The sequence below is a fragment of the Rhizobium mongolense subsp. loessense genome, from assembly GCF_900099775.1.
GTDB lineage: Bacteria > Pseudomonadota > Alphaproteobacteria > Rhizobiales > Rhizobiaceae > Rhizobium > Rhizobium loessense.
This window is the reverse complement of sequence record NZ_FMTM01000001.1, coordinates 1,415,058-1,429,767: the sequence shown is the minus strand read 5'-3', so window position 1 is coordinate 1,429,767 and position 14,710 is coordinate 1,415,058. Positions and strand designations below refer to the sequence as shown.

At 58.6% G+C, this 14,710-nt stretch carries 16 protein-coding genes and 1 tRNA gene; 11 read left to right on the top strand and 6 right to left on the bottom strand.

Translation table 11 applies throughout. The annotated features are described in order from the left end of the window. Window positions 1-39: 39 nt before the first annotated feature. Both rpsA and cmk read right to left on the bottom strand, forming a co-directional pair. Window positions 40-1,740, bottom strand: a complete 1,701-nt coding sequence (rpsA, locus tag BLP23_RS07275; protein WP_022713201.1) for a 30S ribosomal protein S1 — start codon at window positions 1,738-1,740, stop codon at window positions 40-42. A gap of 177 nt (window positions 1,741-1,917) precedes the next feature. Continuing rightward, the gene (gene cmk, locus BLP23_RS07270; protein ID WP_092584122.1) at window positions 1,918-2,562 is read right to left on the bottom strand and encodes a (d)CMP kinase; all 645 of its coding nucleotides are present in this window, start codon (window positions 2,560-2,562) and stop codon (window positions 1,918-1,920) included. A 501-nt stretch (window positions 2,563-3,063) separates the two neighbouring features. Here cmk and BLP23_RS07260 point away from each other — a divergent pair. The 4 genes from BLP23_RS07260 to BLP23_RS34350 all read left to right on the top strand — a co-directional run bounded on the left by BLP23_RS07260 (window position 3,064) and on the right by BLP23_RS34350 (window position 4,708). Further along, window positions 3,064-3,447 (top strand): TIGR02300 family protein, encoded by a 384-nt coding sequence (locus tag BLP23_RS07260; protein WP_022713204.1) that lies wholly within the window; start codon window positions 3,064-3,066, stop codon window positions 3,445-3,447. Between the two features lie 147 nt (window positions 3,448-3,594). After that, window positions 3,595-3,670 (top strand) — tRNA-Ala (locus BLP23_RS07255). Window positions 3,671-3,825: 155 nt separating this feature from the next. Beyond that, entirely contained in the window at window positions 3,826-4,272 is a 447-nt protein-coding gene (locus BLP23_RS07250) for a helix-turn-helix domain-containing protein (protein ID WP_092584121.1), read from the top strand. 67 nt (window positions 4,273-4,339) lie between these two features. Further along, on the top strand, window positions 4,340-4,708 hold the full coding sequence (locus tag BLP23_RS34350; RefSeq protein WP_233426642.1) for a PIN domain-containing protein: 369 nt from the start codon (window positions 4,340-4,342) through the stop codon (window positions 4,706-4,708). A 466-nt stretch (window positions 4,709-5,174) separates the two neighbouring features. Here BLP23_RS34350 and BLP23_RS07235 read toward each other — a convergent pair whose 3' ends face one another. Further along, window positions 5,175-5,588: a hypothetical protein gene (locus BLP23_RS07235; RefSeq protein ID WP_208603124.1), complete on the bottom strand. Its 414-nt coding sequence runs from the start codon at window positions 5,586-5,588 to the stop codon at window positions 5,175-5,177. A gap of 179 nt (window positions 5,589-5,767) precedes the next feature. Between BLP23_RS07235 and recF the strand changes: the two genes are divergently transcribed. Genes recF through BLP23_RS07220 form a run of 3 tightly spaced genes read left to right on the top strand, consistent with a single transcriptional unit; the run spans window position 5,768 to window position 8,183 of the window. After that, window positions 5,768-6,892 (top strand): DNA replication/repair protein RecF, encoded by a 1,125-nt coding sequence (gene recF / locus BLP23_RS07230; RefSeq protein ID WP_092584118.1) that lies wholly within the window; start codon window positions 5,768-5,770, stop codon window positions 6,890-6,892. Then, window positions 6,889-7,713, top strand: a complete 825-nt coding sequence (locus BLP23_RS07225) for a molybdopterin-synthase adenylyltransferase MoeB (protein WP_092584117.1) — start codon at window positions 6,889-6,891, stop codon at window positions 7,711-7,713. Before recF ends, BLP23_RS07225 begins: the two co-directional genes overlap by 4 nt. Further along, the gene (locus BLP23_RS07220) at window positions 7,710-8,183 is read left to right on the top strand and encodes a GNAT family N-acetyltransferase (RefSeq protein ID WP_092584116.1); all 474 of its coding nucleotides are present in this window, start codon (window positions 7,710-7,712) and stop codon (window positions 8,181-8,183) included. The genes BLP23_RS07225 and BLP23_RS07220 overlap by 4 nt, the downstream gene beginning before the upstream one ends. Here the strand turns inward: BLP23_RS07220 and BLP23_RS07215 are convergent. After that, the gene (locus tag BLP23_RS07215; protein WP_022713210.1) at window positions 8,180-9,181 is read right to left on the bottom strand and encodes a 2-hydroxyacid dehydrogenase; all 1,002 of its coding nucleotides are present in this window, start codon (window positions 9,179-9,181) and stop codon (window positions 8,180-8,182) included. The two genes, BLP23_RS07220 and BLP23_RS07215, sit on opposite strands and share 4 nt — an antisense overlap. Before the next feature lie 186 nt (window positions 9,182-9,367). Here BLP23_RS07215 and BLP23_RS07210 point away from each other — a divergent pair, with 186 nt between their 5' ends. Further along, window positions 9,368-9,907 (top strand): SH3 domain-containing protein, encoded by a 540-nt coding sequence (locus tag BLP23_RS07210; RefSeq protein WP_092584319.1) that lies wholly within the window; start codon window positions 9,368-9,370, stop codon window positions 9,905-9,907. Here the strand turns inward: BLP23_RS07210 and BLP23_RS07205 are convergent. Further along, window positions 9,900-10,892, bottom strand: coding sequence for an adenosine kinase (locus BLP23_RS07205; RefSeq protein WP_022713212.1), 993 nt, complete (start codon window positions 10,890-10,892; stop codon window positions 9,900-9,902). The two genes, BLP23_RS07210 and BLP23_RS07205, sit on opposite strands and share 8 nt — an antisense overlap. A gap of 422 nt (window positions 10,893-11,314) precedes the next feature. Here BLP23_RS07205 and BLP23_RS07200 point away from each other — a divergent pair, with 422 nt between their 5' ends. Continuing rightward, window positions 11,315-12,262 carry an AEC family transporter gene (locus tag BLP23_RS07200; protein ID WP_092584115.1) on the top strand — a complete coding sequence of 316 codons (948 nt, stop codon included), beginning with the start codon at window positions 11,315-11,317 and terminating at the stop codon, window positions 12,260-12,262. 57 nt (window positions 12,263-12,319) lie between these two features. On the opposite strand, the gene BLP23_RS07195 is transcribed toward BLP23_RS07200, so the two are convergent. Continuing rightward, on the bottom strand, window positions 12,320-12,898 hold the full coding sequence (locus tag BLP23_RS07195; protein WP_092584114.1) for a c-type cytochrome: 579 nt from the start codon (window positions 12,896-12,898) through the stop codon (window positions 12,320-12,322). Between the two features lie 155 nt (window positions 12,899-13,053). On the opposite strand from BLP23_RS07195, the gene BLP23_RS07190 reads away from it, so the two are divergent. After that, window positions 13,054-13,809 carry a 3-deoxy-manno-octulosonate cytidylyltransferase gene (locus tag BLP23_RS07190; protein ID WP_092584113.1) on the top strand — a complete coding sequence of 252 codons (756 nt, stop codon included), beginning with the start codon at window positions 13,054-13,056 and terminating at the stop codon, window positions 13,807-13,809. Between the two features lie 11 nt (window positions 13,810-13,820). Next, window positions 13,821-14,681 (top strand): prephenate dehydratase, encoded by an 861-nt coding sequence (locus tag BLP23_RS07185; RefSeq protein ID WP_028739366.1) that lies wholly within the window; start codon window positions 13,821-13,823, stop codon window positions 14,679-14,681. The last annotated feature ends 29 nt before the right edge of the window (window positions 14,682-14,710 follow it).

Sequence of the window (14,710 nt, the reverse complement as noted above, 5' to 3'; positions counted from 1 at the left end):
ATCGCTCCAGCGGGTTCTTGATTTTCAAAGGCTTAACGATTACTCGCCGCGGTTCTTCAGAGCCGCGCCAAGGATGTCGCCGAGCGAGGCGCCGCTATCGGATGAACCGAACTGAGCGACAGCTTCCTTCTCTTCAGCGATTTCCAGCGCCTTGATGGACAGCATGATCTTGCGGTCCTTCTTGGAGAAGTTGGTGACGCGGGCATCAACAACCTGGCCAACCGAGAAACGTTCCGGACGCTGCTCGTCGCGGTCGCGCGAGAGGTCTGCGCGGCGGATGAACGAAGTGATGTCTTCGTGGTCGACGAGCTTCACTTCGATGCCGCCGTCGTTGACTGCGATGACTTCGCAGGAAACGACTGCATTCTTGCGCAGGTCGCCGGAAGCAGCTGCTTCGCCAACCGCATCCTTGCCGAGCTGCTTGATGCCGAGCGAGATGCGTTCCTTCTCGACGTCGACGTCGAGAACGACTGCCTTGACGACGTCACCCTTGTTGAACTCTTCGATGACCTGCTCGCCCGGACGGTTCCAGTCGAGGTCGGAGAGATGCACCATGCCGTCAACGTCGCCGTCGAGACCGATGAACAGGCCGAATTCGGTCTTGTTCTTGACTTCGCCTTCGACTTCAGTGCCGGCCGGATGATTGCGGGCGAATGCTGCCCACGGATTTTCCAGCGTCTGCTTGAGGCCGAGCGAAATACGGCGCTTGGACGGATCGACTTCGAGGACGACGACTTCGACTTCCTGGCTCGTGGACAGGATCTTGCCGGGGTGTACGTTCTTCTTGGTCCAGGACATTTCCGAGATGTGGATCAGGCCTTCGATGCCCGGCTCCAGCTCGACGAACGCACCGTAGTCGGTGATGTTCGTGACAGTACCGGAAATCTTCTTGCCTTCCGGATACTTGGCCTGGATGCCATCCCACGGATCGCTCTCGAGCTGCTTCATGCCAAGCGAGATGCGGTGGGTTTCCTGGTTGATGCGGATGATCTGAACCTTGACCTGCTGGCCGATGTTCAGGATTTCCGACGGATGGTTCACACGGCGCCATGCCATGTCGGTGACGTGCAGCAGGCCGTCGATGCCGCCGAGGTCAACGAACGCACCGTAATCGGTGATGTTCTTGACGACGCCGTCAACAACCTGGCCTTCTTCGAGGTTCTGAACGATTTCAGAACGCTGCTCGGCACGGGACTCTTCCAGAACCGTTCGGCGGGAAACCACGATGTTGCCGCGGCGCTTGTCCATCTTGAGGATTTCGAAGGGCTGCGGGTTGTGCATCAGCGGGGAAACGTCGCGGATCGGACGGATATCGACCTGAGAACGCGGCAGGAAGGCGATCGCACCGTCGAGGTCGACCGTGAAGCCGCCCTTGACCTGGTTGAAGATTACGCCTTCGACGCGCTCGCCGGCTTCGAACTTTGCTTCAAGCTTGATCCAGCTTTCTTCGCGGCGAGCCTTCTCGCGCGACAGAACCGCTTCGCCAAGCGCGTTTTCGATACGCTCGACATACACCTCAACTTCGTCGCCGACCTTCAGCGAACCATCCTTGGCTTTCGCGCCGAATTCCTTGAGCGCGATGCGGCCTTCGACCTTCAGGCCGACGTCGACAACGGCGACATCCTTTTCGATGCCGGTGACGATGCCCTTGGTGACATAGCCTTCAGCCAGATCGTTCTTGGCAAAGGACTCTTCGAGAAGGGCCGCGAAATCCTCGCGAGAGGGAGTAGCTACTGACATAAAATCTCCTGCGTGACCTTTGATACTGACAAGGCCCACGTATGCGCCGGTTGGTTCGTGTTAAACGGGCCTGAACCCAGTCCGCCTCCCTTGCAAGGAAGCAATCCGGCGCTTGGACGGAATTTCAGGCTTCTAATAAAGAGCTTCCCCGCAAAAGCACGGAACGATCGCTCGAATTCAGTTATTTCGGCTCAATGCCGCGTCGATGATCGATTTCGCAGCTTGAAACGCGGCCTCTATACTCATTTCCGACGTATCAAGCAAGTGTGCTTCCTCCGCTGGTTTCAAGGGGCTGTCGGCCCGTCCCATATCGCGTTCGTCGCGCCGCTTCACGTCCTCGAAGATCGCATCGAAATCCGCCGTTCCTCCCTTGCCGATGATTTCCTCGTAGCGGCGCTTGGCGCGCACCTCCGGGGAAGCCGTCACATAAAGCTTCACCGGCGCATCCGGGCACACGACGGTGCCGATATCACGTCCGTCGATCACTGTTCCTGGAGCCTTCTCTGAAAACCGCCGCTGCGCTTCCACCAGCGCCCGGCGCACGGCCGGCATGACGGCAATCTTTGAGGCGGCTTCGCCGATCTCATGCTTTGAAAGTATATCGCGTTCGAGGTCGCCCAGTTCAACCTCGCGGGCCATCTTTTCGGCGACCTGCTCGTTATCGAGCGGCAGGCCGGCATCGAGCAACGCCTTGGCAGCCGCTCGATAGGTCAGACCACTATCGAGATGATGAAAGCCGTACGCATCGGCGATCTGCCGCGAAAGGGTGCCCTTGCCCGCGGCTGCGGGCCCGTCGATGGCGATTGTAAATGTCTTGCTCAATGGTTTCCTTCCAGCCTGCCGTAGCGCTTCACAAGATCCAGCATCTCGGTTTCACCAGCGGTCTTGCCGAGGCCTTTCGCCACACCTTCGCGATGTGCGACCGGCCGGTTTTGGCTGACCTTCCCAGTTGCTTTCGATCGCCGTGATCTATTTCGACGCCTAGGATGCCTTTCAGCCGCGCGCGGATGAAATCCTCAGGTGCGTCACGGACGGCCCATGGATGGGTGCGGATCAGTTGGTGCTGGGTCGCCAGATCATCTTCCCTGAAATGGAGCGGTTGATACATCTGTTTCTCGCTGGTTTATCGTTTCCGGCGCTACCTAACACAATGTTATTTGCCGGTCATCTGACGATCATTTCACGATACTGATTGCAGCGCGAAGTTTAGCTTTGACATCGTTGGCCGCAACGATTATGGGGACCGGCTTATAAATTCCGATGAAACGCCGGTTTGAACGGCATTGCCGAATTTAGCATTCGGCCATTCTCACGAGGCTTATAGTGGCGAAAGCGGAACTTGGAACCAAGCGTACCGATCCGGAAACCGGCAAGAAATTCTACGATCTGAACCGGGATCCGATCGTTTCACCTTATACCGGAAAGTCCTACCCATTGTCCTTCTTCCAGGAAACCTCGGCCGCAGCAGCCGAGATCGCCGAAGAAGACGAGGTTCAGGAAGTCGATACCGAAAACACCGAAGTCGAACTGGTATCACTGGAAGACGCTGATGAAGGCGCATCCGGCGATGATATCCCGGATATCGGCGATGACGACGTCGAAATCGAAGGCGATGACGACGATACCTTCCTCGAAGCCGACGAAGACGATGAAGATGACGACATGAGCGACATCATCGGCGTCACCGGCGACGAAGACGAAGTCTGATCGTGAAGCGCGGCCCGGACGATAAAAAGTCTCCGGGCCGGTTTTTTTGGCTTGCCATCTGCGAAAACCGCAAGTAAGAAGCCGCCACTCCGCTAGGCATATGCCGCGGAGTATCCCAGGACCGGCAAAATACCGGACCACCCTGATGGGGCTATAGCTCAGCTGGGAGAGCGCTTGCATGGCATGCAAGAGGTCAGCGGTTCGATCCCGCTTAGCTCCACCAAGATCTCCAAGAAATTCAATGCTCGCTGAACGCCGTGTGGTTCGTACGCCGGAACCTAAGGTCTCATGAAAAGTTTACATATTGCGGATATTGCACTTGTTGCGGATATTGCGGATAGTGATTCGCACTAAAAATTATAAAGAAGGATGTCACCAATGTCGCAACTGCTCGAACGCCCAATCCTGCCATCGGCGGACGATACTGAATTGGCCGCCGAGGCCAGTCGCTACATATCCCGTGCGAAGCACGAGGGTGCAGAACTTCGAGTTCAAGTGGATGGCGGGGAGCTTCTAAAGCTTCCGAAGGCTGTCAGTGAACTGCTGTATCATCTCCTGACCGAAATGGCTCAGGGTAATGCTGTAACTTTGATCCCCGTCCATGCCGAACTGACAACTCAGGAGGCGGCAGATCATCTCAATGTGTCGCGGCCTTACTTGATCAAGTTGTTGGAAGAGGGGAAGATTCCCTTCCATATGGTCGGCAGCCATCGCCGCATCAAATTCAGCGACCTCGACGGATTCCGCAGAAAGGTGGAGGACGAAAGAAAGCGGCTCATGGACGAACTGGCCAGCCAAGCCCAGGATCTGGGGATGGGCTATTAAGAAGTCTAGCTACACAGTCGTCCTGGACGCCTGCGTCCTGTACCCCGCACCGCTGCGAGATTTCCTTATGGAACTCGCGGCGGCACGGCTTTATCGTGCCAAGTGGTCAGAGCAAATTCACGATGAATGGATCCGCAATGTCCTGAAGAACCGAGAGGATCTGACGGCAGAGCAACTCGGTCGCATTAAAGACCTCATGAACGCCGCCGTGCCAGATAGCACAGTAGAAGGCTATCAGAACCTTGTTCCGGCTCTTTCGCTTCCAGACGCGGACGACCGACATGTCCTTGCGGCGGCAATAGTCTCGTCGAGTGACGCTATCGTTACGTTCAATCTCGTCGATTTCCTAAGAAGGCTGTTTCTCAATACGATATCGAGGTTTTGCACCCCGATGATTTTATTTTCCACCAATTTGGCCTCAACAACGCGGGCGTAATAATCGCTGCACAACGTTGTCGAGCCCGGCTAAAAAATCCACCAAAGTCTGCAGCGGAATATTTGGAAACGCTGGAAAGGCAAGGCCTTCCTAAAACTGTCGCCGAGCTGAGGGAATATCTCTTTGCTATCTAGTGCGTATTAGCATTTCGTCGCATACCGAACCTGGCGACTGTCAATGAAAAGCCCTGTTTCGTGCCCTTGCCTCGTCGCACCCAATCGTACGCGACGCCGGCGGGGGTAACCGAAAACCGTTCCTCGCCCGGATGCGAACACAGCTTGAAGGCAGGCTTCCTATCGAACTCAACGATGGAGCTCATCGTCGCCTATCCTCCCTGAATATATGCCGAGAAGGTTTTCCACCGTGCCGAACACGGTGTCGTCGGTGAATTCGCCGCTTGGCATGTGCACACCGCTATGTCGCAAGACCCCAGGGGAACCCGACATTCCTTGGCGAGTTGCGGTGTCTACGAGCAGCAGCGGAAGCTTGTCATGATCCAGTTCAGGTTCAGTGCTATCGACGCCTTCTTCCAGATCGGAGTTGCCACCCGGCCGGTTAGCCCAAGTGGGTAACCGACCACAAAGCAGTCCATCCCTATCGAAGGTTTCCAGATCCATCGTTTCAGCAGTTCTTCCGTCTCTAGAGCTTTCCTATGCGCCTCGATGATGGCGACGACGCTTTGCGCTTCGGATGGGACAATCTCACTGTTGGTGACAGCCTGCAGTATCGCTGCGATGGCCGCCGGCATGTCATCCGCGCCCTCGATCTTCGGCAGAGCAAATGAAATGCACCGAGGGATCGGAGCGGGCCGCGGATGAAGGGTTGCCGCCTTTTCTGCGGCCCAGTCCCGGCGCATCTGCTCAGCATCCTCATTCATCATGACCTCCAGCAGACAAGCAAGCGGAGACTTGCCGGAGCCGAGGATGTCGGCGGCAAGCTCTACCGTCTGCTGATTGCAGCCGCCCCGCAGTTATCAAGCGGCTTGTCTCATATCCGACCCCTTGCCATGAACTACCGTTCGGCATAGCTCTGCCCCAATACCCCGAATCCGGATATTCGATGCCCCACAAGGTTTCCCTTTCGCGTCTGAAGCTGACCGACTTCCGCAACTACGCGGCGGCTTCGCTCGTGCTCGACGGGCGGCATGTCGTGCTGACTGGGGATAACGGTGCCGGCAAGACCAATCTGATGGAGGCGGTTTCCTTCCTCTCGCCTGGTCGCGGTCTTCGCCGCGCCACCTATGCTGATGTCACGCGGGTCGGGGCCTCCGCGGGGTTTTCGATCTTTGCCGAACTTGACGGCATGGAAGGTGAGGTCGAAATCGGGACTGGCATCGATACTAGCGATGAAAATGCCGGCCGCAAGCTGCGCATCAACGGCACGCCCGCAAAGACGGCCGACGAGTTGACCGATCATCTACGCGTGCTCTGGCTGACGCCTGCCATGGATGGCCTTTTTACCGGCGGATCTTCAGACCGGCGCCGCTTTCTCGACCGGCTCGTGCTGTCGCTCGATCCCGCACACGGCCGCCGCGCCACCGATTTCGAGCGCGCCATGCGCAGCCGCAATAAACTCCTGGACGACGGCCGTTTCGATCCCTCCTGGCTCTCGGGCATCGAAGAGCAGATGGCAAGCCTCGGCATCGCCATGGCGCTTGCACGCGAGGAAATGCTCGGCCTGCTTACCCGCCTGATAGAGGAAACGCGCGAAACCTCGCCTTTCCCCTCCGCTACACTCGAACTTTCCGGCTTCATGGATGGCCAGTTCGCGCGTCCTTCCGTAGACCTGGAAGATGAATATGCCGCGATGCTCGCTCAAAATCGCTATCGCGACGCCGGCGCCGGGCGCACGCTTGACGGCCCGCACCGAGCCGATCTGCTGGTCCGGCACCGCGAAAAGCAGATGGAGGCGGAGCGTTGCTCGACGGGCGAACAGAAGGCGCTGCTTGTCGGCCTCATCCTCGCCCATGCCAAGCTCGTCGCCAATCTCACCGGCCATGCGCCGGTTCTGCTTCTCGACGAAATCGCCGCCCATCTCGACGAGGCCCGCCGCGGCGCGCTCTTCGATCTCATCGATGCGCTTGGCGGCCAGGCCTTCATGACCGGCACAGATCGCTCGATGTTTTCTCTCCTCGGCGACCGCGCTCAATTCTTCACTGTTGCCGAGGGCCGCGTCTTCGAATGAAGGATGCCGCTTTCCCCGCGCCTTCAGGCCATGATAGCATTGCGTCCATGGAACCTTTGAGCTCGGAAGAAATCGCAAGATATCAGCGTCACATTCTGCTGCCTGAGATCGGCGGGGCGGGTCAGCAAAGGCTGAAGGCCGCGCGTGTGCTGGTAATCGGCGCGGGCGGGCTTGGCGCACCTGTTCTGCAGTATCTGGCAGCTGCCGGGATCGGCACACTCGGCATTGCCGATGACGATCGCGTTTCGCTCTCCAATCTGCAGCGGCAGGTCATCCATGACTCCGGCACAATTGGCGAACTGAAGACGGAAAGCGCCGCCCTTGCGATCGCCCGGCTGAATCCGCATGTGAACATCATCCGCTTCGAAGAGCGCTTTTCGTCGGAATCCGCCCGCCGCCATCTTTCTGGCTTCGATTTGCTGATCGATGCGTCGGACAATTTCGAGACGCGTTACGCCGCTGCCGATGCCGCTGAGAAAGCGGAAATTCCGCTCGTGAGCGGCGCTGTCGGCCGTTTCGACGGTTCTTTGACCGTGTTGAAACCTTACGAACGGGCCGAAGACGGCGCGCTCAACCCCGCCTATCGCGATCTCTTTCCGGAAATCCCGCCCGAGGGCCTCATTCCCGCCTGCGCCGAAACCGGCATCATCGGAGCATTGACCGGTGTCATCGGCACGCTGATGGCGATGGAGGCGATCAAGCTCATTACCGGCGCCGGCGAACCGCTTATCGGCCGGTTGCTGCTCTACGATGCGCTTACTGCCCGTTTCGACAGCGTCCGTTACAAGCGCCGCCGGGCGCAAGGGCCGAGCGTTCCATGAAGATCGTCCGGATCGATGCGAATTTTCACCGCTGGAACGAGTTGCTGCAACTCATCCTCTCGTCCTTCGCCTATATGAATGGCCGCATCAATCCGCCGTCTTCGGCCTTAAGCCTGACACCGCAATCGCTTGCCGAGAAAAATCTAAACGAGATCGGTTATGTCGTGCTTGAAGACGAGGATTTGCTTGGCTGCATGTTCTTGAGGCCCGAGCTTGGATGTCTTTATCTCGGCAAACTCGCAGTCGCGCCGGAGGCGCAGGGCAGGGGTATCGGCAGGCTGTTGATGCAGGTCGCCGAGGCGGCTGCGAGAGAGCGCATGCTATCTGCGCTGCGACTCGATACGCGCATCGAATTGATCGGCAATCATTCAGTCTTTGCCGCCTGGGGCTTTGCGAAGACGGCCGAAAAATCTCATCCGGGTTTCGATCGGGTCACCTATATCGAAATGCGCAAGGCTCTCGCCCTTTAGCGGCCGGGCAATACGCGATTCGGCGGCCGGTGGCCGTCGATGAAGGCGCGGATGTTGATAATCACCTTGTCGCCCATATCGATGCGGCCTTCGATCGTTGCCGAACTCATGTGGGGCAGCAGCACCACCTTGCCCTCGTTCGCAAGTTTGACGAGCTTCGGGTTGACGGCAGGTTCGTTTTCGAAAACGTCGAGGCCGGCGCCGGCGATCTTTCCCTCCCTCAGGCACTTGATCAAGGCGCTCTCATCCACGACGTCACCGCGCGCCGTGTTGACGATATAGGCTGTTGGCTGCAACAGCGCGAGGCGGCGAGCGGAAATCAGGTGAAAGGTTGCGGGCGTCGAAGGGCAATTGATGGAAACGATGTCGACCCGTGCCAGCATCTGGTCGAGGCTTTCCCAATAAGTCGCCTCAAGTTCGTCCTCGGTCGCCGGGCTCACCCGCTTGCGGTTGTGATAATGGATCGACAGGCCGAATGCCTTGGCGCGGCGCGCAACGGCCGTGCCTATCCGGCCCATGCCGACGATGCCGATGCGCTTGCCGTGAATGCGCCGGCCAAGCATCCAGGTGGGCGACCATCCGGCCCATTCGCCGGGTTTGTCGGTAAGCACCCGTGCACCTTCGCCGAGACGCCGGGGCACGGCGAGGATCAGCGCCATGGTCATGTCGGCCGTGTCCTCGGTCAGAACATTCGGCGTGTTGGTGACGGTAATGCCCCTGCGCGCTGCCGCCTCGACGTCGATGTGGTCGGTGCCGTTCGAAAAGCTCGCGATCAGCTTCATTTGCGGCCCGGACTGCTCGATAAGAGCGGCATCGATGCGGTCCGTCACCGTCGGCACCAGGACGTCGGCTGTCTTTACGGCCTCGATGAGTTCAGAGGCAGAGCGTGGCGAATCATCGATATTGAGCTCGGCGTCGAAAAGTTCCCGCATGCGGGTTTCCACCGCATCCGGCAGTTTCCGGGTGATGTAGACCTTCGGTTTTTTCTTTGATGTCATCGCGGCCGGCCATGCCTTGTTCAGAGGTCTTTAACCAAGACGGGGGATAATTTTCCCGTCTCGGGCATTTTCTACCAGACCCGCACGCGAAGACAAACAAAACTCGCGGGTAGCGTTAGGTGAATGTCAAAGCCCGGTGGCAAGCAGGCTGGATCTGCTGGCGAACTTGAGCGAACGGAAATCTCCATGCGTGGAAAATATTTGAAGGTCTGCCTCGTCTTTGCGGTTGGTCTGGTATTTGCGGCGGAAGCCGTCGAACCCGCGTATGCGCAGGTGGCAAAGGGCCCGAGCGGCCTACCGCTTCCTCGGTTCGTCTCGCTAAAGTCGAAGCGCGTCAATCTTCGCATCGGCCCGGGAACGGATTATGCCGCGTCGTGGATGTATCTGAAAGCCGGCCTGCCGGTCGAAATCATCCAGGAATACGACAACTGGCGCCGTATCCGCGATGCTGATGGCACGGAAGGATGGGTCAACCAATCGTTGTTGTCGGGCCAGCGCGCGGCGATTGCCGCACCGTGGATGAAGGGCAAAGGCAAGTTCGTCTACGTCAATATGCGCCGTGAGCCGCAGTCGTCAGCGACCGTGGTTGCCAAGCTGGAGCCGGGTGTGATGATCAATATCGCCGAATGCAACGGCGATTGGTGCCATGCCGAAGCCGACAGCGCCGAAGGTTGGGTGGCGCAGTCGGAAATCTGGGGCGCTTACCCGGGCGAAGCTTTCAAATAAGCTGCGCGTCGCGGGCGGCTTCGGAAAGCGATTTCATCGGCCGCGGGCCGATCTGCTGAATGACGATCCCAGCTGCAAGGCAGCCAAGCTTGCCGCAGTCTTCCAGCGTCCGTCCCTGCGTGTAACCATAGAGGAAACCGGAAGCGAAGAGGTCGCCGGCGCCGGTCGTATCGACCACTTCCTTGATGCGGATCGCATCGACATACCAGCGCTCGTTGCCCTTCAGCATAACGGCGCCGTTTTCGCTCATCGTCACGGCCGCGATCTTGCAATCCTTGGCGATCTTGTTGAGCGCTTCCTCGAAATCGTCCGTCTCGTAGAGCGCGAGTACTTCCTGCCGGTTGGCAAACACGATGTCGACAGTACCGGAGCGCATGAGGTCGAGGAACTCCGCGCGGTAGCGATCGACGCAGAAGCTGTCCGAAAGCGTCATGGAGACTTCGCGGCCGTTCTCATGGGCGATGCGGGCGCATTCGCGAATCGCTTCCTTGGCGCGCGGCGGATCCCAGAGATAGCCTTCGAAGTAGGTCACCTTGGCTTGTGCCACGACCTCGGGCTCGACATCCTCCGGGCCGAGTTCGACGCAGGCGCCGAGATAGGTATTCATCGAGCGTTCGCCGTCATCCGTGACGAAGATCATCGAGCGCGCGGTCGGTGGAAACGTGCCCTTTGGCTTCGTCTGGTAATGTACGCCCTGTGCCCGGATATCGTGGGCGAAAATCTCGCCGAGCTGATCCTCTGCAACCTTGCCGAAATAGGCGGCCCTGCCGCCGAGGCTTGCAACGCCCGCTGCCGTATTGCCGGCGCTGCCGCCTGAAGCTTCGAGTGCCGGTCCCATGCGGGAATAAAGAAGTTCGGCGCGGGCGGCGTCGATAAGGTTCATCGCCGCCTTGGTGATGTTGTTGTCAATGAGGAACTGGTCGTCGCAGCGCGCGATGATATCGACGATGGCGTTGCCGACAGTCAGAACATCGAATTTTGTCATGAAAGGGAAGGTTCCGGATTAGATGATAGCCGGGATCCGGTCTTACCGGAATTTCCGGGCTTTGGAAGAAAAAACGCCGCCAGTGGGCCCATTTCTTCGCAAATGCCGCCGATCCGTCATGGCGTTGTCACCTTGCGCTTTTAGATAGGATCACAAGCAGACCGGCATGAGCAGCCTTTGGGTTGCGGCCGGATGAGAAGGGGATGATGCCCTTCGACTGTACCGGAGCAGGCGCTGACCACGGATGAACTGGCAGCACCGGAACCGGGTGTCCGGCCAGTCCGGATGCGGAAAAGCGGGCAGTGCCCGCTTTTTTTGTTTCTGCCGTCCGGTTCCTTGCGCGCCTTCTTTGGCCAATCCATTTGTCAAAGAAGAAGTTTTGCTGCTAGAGCAGGGTATCCCCGCGCAAGGCATCCCTCCGCATGATAGCCATCATCTTCGACGTCCTTCCCATCTTCATCATGATCCTGATCGGCTGGCTGATCGTCAAAACTGGACTGATGAAGGCAGATGTCGGCGACGCCTTGAGCGATTTCGTTTTCAAGATTGCCGTCCCTCTGCTGCTTTTCCGCACGATTGCGGAAGCGGACTTTCATGGCGCTTCGCCGTTTCGTCTCTGGATCGCCTATTTCTCCGGCGTTGCGGTGACCTGGACGGCGGGTCACATCGCAGCGACCCGCTTTTTTGGCCGTGACGATCGCATCGGGGTGCTTGCCGGCGTTTCGTCAGCATTTGCCAATACGATCTTCGTCGGTCTGCCGCTTGTTCAGCGCACCGTCGGCAATGAGGGCCTTGTGCCGCTTTCCATCCTAATCGCCGTGCATCTGCCCGTCATGATGGTCATCGGCACGATCATGATGGAACGGGCGGAGCGGAAGATTGCGGGCAAAGGCGAACGCAGCATGCTGAAACTCTTTCGCCAGATCGGTCTCAATCTTGTCCGCAATCCGCTCGTTATCGGTCTTGTCGCAGGTTCTGCGGTGCACGTTGCTGGTCTTCCAATGCCGCTGCCGGTTTCGACCATTGTCGACCAGCTGGCAGGCGTTGCTGGGCCTGTTGCCCTGGTATCTCTGGGAATGGCGCTCGAGAAGTATGGTGTTTCCGGCAATGTCGGCATTGCCAGCGTCACATCTGCCTTCAAACTGGTGCTGCTTCCATGCTGCGTTTGGGCCGCAAGCCACATGGTTGGATTGACCGGCAGCTGGACCGCGGCGCTGGTGCTGATCGCCGCTGTTCCCACCGGCGTCAACGCCTGGCTGATCGCCAACCGTTTCGGCGTCGGCCACAGCCTCGCGGCCTCTACCATCACGGTCACGACGGCACTCGGCGCCATTTCGGTTTCGCTCTGGGCCTACCTGCTCGGCGCCTGATCGCAAAAAAGCCCGGCGGCTGCCGGGCTCTCGTTTCCGTCGGAAAGTTCTGCAGGATTACTGCGTAACCGTGTCGGGCGCGTTCGGATCCGGCAACGGAACCGGGGCGTCTGCCAGCGTGTGCAAGTAAAGGATCACGTTCGCGCGATCCTGTTCCTTCGGCAGACCGGCAAAGCCCATGGCCGTGCCCGGAACCTGCTTTTTCGGTGCCAGCAGGAAGTGGTTCAGGTGATCGAAGGTCCACTTTTCGCTGCCGCCCTTGGAGAAATCCTTCATGGGGGAGGAGTAGGCGAAGCCCTCATGCGAAGCGATCGGACGATCGACGAGACCATAGAGGTTCGGGCCGACCTTGTTTGGCCCTCCCTTGGTCACGTCATGACAGGACTGACACTTCTTGAATACCGTTTCGCCAGCCTTGGCATCGGCGCTGGCAAGAAGCTTGGCGATCGGAACCACAGCTGCTGCAGGTGCAGCGTCGCCACCGCCGGCAGCGGGTGCCTCTTCCGCAACGATGGCAAAACCTTCCTTCTCCGGCGCTTCGGAGTGGAAGATCCCTTCGGACGCGATCGACACCGACATCAGGACGAAAATCGTTCCTAGCAGCGCCCCAACGCCCATATTGACATAAGAATTCATCTGCAATGCTCCCCGTGCAGTCGGCAGACCCTGAATAGGCACCATCTTGAAATCGCGCGGAACCTATGTCTTTTGGCAGTTCGTTGCAACTGTCTAAATGGTCTTGTACGTGAGACTTTTTGACACTTTCCCGCCTGGAATAGAAGGTTCGAACGATGACTGCTTCAAATTTAGATGACGTGCTGGTTCTGATCCCCGCCCGCATGGCGTCCACCCGCCTTCCCGGCAAGCCGCTAGCCGATATTTGCGGATTGCCGATGATCGTCCAGGTCGCTTTGCGGGCGAAGGAAGCGGAGATCGGCCGTGTCGTCATCGCGGTCGACGACGAGGAGGTCTTCGAGGCGGTTTCGAAGGCCGGCTTCGAAGTCGTTATGACCCGCAAGGATCATCAATCCGGTTCCGATCGCATTTTCGAAGCCTTGCACAAGGTCGATCCGGACCAGACCGCCAGGATCGTCGTCAACGTCCAAGGCGATCTGCCGACCATCGATCCCGAAACGATCCGCGCTGCATTGCGCCCTTTGGAAGAGGAGACCGTCGATATCGCGACGCTCACCGTCGAGATCACTGACGAGGAAGAGAGGACCAATCCGAACGTTGTCAAGGTCGTGGGGTCTCCGCTCTCCGAAACGCGCCTTCATGCGCTCTATTTCACCCGCGCGACGGCACCTTATGGCCAAGGGCCGCTCTATCACCATATCGGCCTTTATGCATATCGCCGGGCTGCGCTCGAGAAATTCGTCTCGCTCGGTCCGTCGGCCCTTGAGAAGCGCGAATCCCTGGAGCAGCTTCGCGCGCTCGAAGCCGGCATGCGCATCGACGTGGAGATCGTTAAAACCGTTCCGCTTGGGGTCGATACGCCTGCCGATCTCGAGAAAGCCCGCCGCATTCTTTCGGCAAGGAAGGCATGAAGGACATCGTCATGAACATCAAGACCAATCGAATCTCGTTTCAAGGCGAATTCGGCGCGAACTCCGACATGGCCTGCCGTGACATGTTCCCGACAATGGAGCCGTTGCCTTGCCAGACATTTGAAGACGCCTTCATGGCGGTCGACAACGGCGATGCCGATATTGCGATGATCCCGATTGAAAACACGATCGCAGGCCGAGTAGCCGATATCCATCACCTTCTACCGGAGTCGCGGCTGCATATCATCGCCGAATACTTCATGCCGATCCGTTTTCAACTGATGGTGCTCCCCGGCGTCTCGAAGGACGAAATACGCACCGTGCACAGCCACATCCACGCGCTGGGCCAATGCCGCAAGATCGTGCGCGCAAATGGCTGGAAGCCGGTGATTGCGGGAGATACGGCGGGGGCCGCGAAGCTCGTCAAGGAAACCGGCGACAGAACCATGGCGGCGCTTGCGCCGCGTCTTGCCGCCGAACTCTATAGCCTCGACATCGTTGCCGAAAATGTCGAGGATACGGAGAGCAATGTTACGCGCTTCGTCGTGCTCTCCCGCGACGAGGAATGGGCAAACCGCAGCTCCGGGGAAGAAAAGATTGTCACAACCTTCGTCTTCAACGTCCGCAACATTCCGGCCGCGCTTTACAAGGCTCTCGGTGGTTTCGCGACGAACAACATCAACATGACGAAGCTCGAAAGCTATCAGCTGGGTGGCAAATTCGTGGCGACGCAGTTTTACGCCGATATCGAAGGCCATCCGAACGACGCCCATGTGCGCCGGGCTTTGGAAGAGTTGCGGTTCTTTTCAGAAAATGTCCGCATTCTCGGGGTCTACAGGGGCCACCCGATGCGCGGCCAACTGCACAAGTGAGGAAGGGCGTCGGCGCGCCCTTCCTGTTC

Excerpts from the sequence above, each read along its gene's own strand:
- rpsA (WP_022713201.1), bottom strand. The coding sequence starts at position 1,740 with ATGTCAGTAGCTACTCCCTCTCGCGAGGATTTCGCGGCCCTTCTCGAA.
- BLP23_RS07250 (WP_092584121.1), top strand. The coding sequence starts at position 3,826 with ATGTCGCAACTGCTCGAACGCCCAATCCTGCCATCGGCGGACGATACT.
- BLP23_RS34350 (WP_233426642.1), top strand. The coding sequence starts at position 4,340 with ATGGAACTCGCGGCGGCACGGCTTTATCGTGCCAAGTGGTCAGAGCAA.
- BLP23_RS07235 (WP_208603124.1), bottom strand. The coding sequence starts at position 5,588 with ATGATGAATGAGGATGCTGAGCAGATGCGCCGGGACTGGGCCGCAGAA.
- recF (WP_092584118.1), top strand. The coding sequence starts at position 5,768 with ATGCCCCACAAGGTTTCCCTTTCGCGTCTGAAGCTGACCGACTTCCGC.
- BLP23_RS07225 (WP_092584117.1), top strand. The coding sequence starts at position 6,889 with ATGAAGGATGCCGCTTTCCCCGCGCCTTCAGGCCATGATAGCATTGCG.
- BLP23_RS07220 (WP_092584116.1), top strand. The coding sequence starts at position 7,710 with ATGAAGATCGTCCGGATCGATGCGAATTTTCACCGCTGGAACGAGTTG.
- BLP23_RS07215 (WP_022713210.1), bottom strand. The coding sequence starts at position 9,181 with ATGACATCAAAGAAAAAACCGAAGGTCTACATCACCCGGAAACTGCCG.
- BLP23_RS07210 (WP_092584319.1), top strand. The coding sequence starts at position 9,368 with ATGCGTGGAAAATATTTGAAGGTCTGCCTCGTCTTTGCGGTTGGTCTG.
- BLP23_RS07205 (WP_022713212.1), bottom strand. The coding sequence starts at position 10,892 with ATGACAAAATTCGATGTTCTGACTGTCGGCAACGCCATCGTCGATATC.
- BLP23_RS07200 (WP_092584115.1), top strand. The coding sequence starts at position 11,315 with ATGATAGCCATCATCTTCGACGTCCTTCCCATCTTCATCATGATCCTG.
- BLP23_RS07195 (WP_092584114.1), bottom strand. The coding sequence starts at position 12,898 with ATGAATTCTTATGTCAATATGGGCGTTGGGGCGCTGCTAGGAACGATT.
- BLP23_RS07190 (WP_092584113.1), top strand. The coding sequence starts at position 13,054 with ATGACTGCTTCAAATTTAGATGACGTGCTGGTTCTGATCCCCGCCCGC.
- BLP23_RS07185 (WP_028739366.1), top strand. The coding sequence starts at position 13,821 with ATGAACATCAAGACCAATCGAATCTCGTTTCAAGGCGAATTCGGCGCG.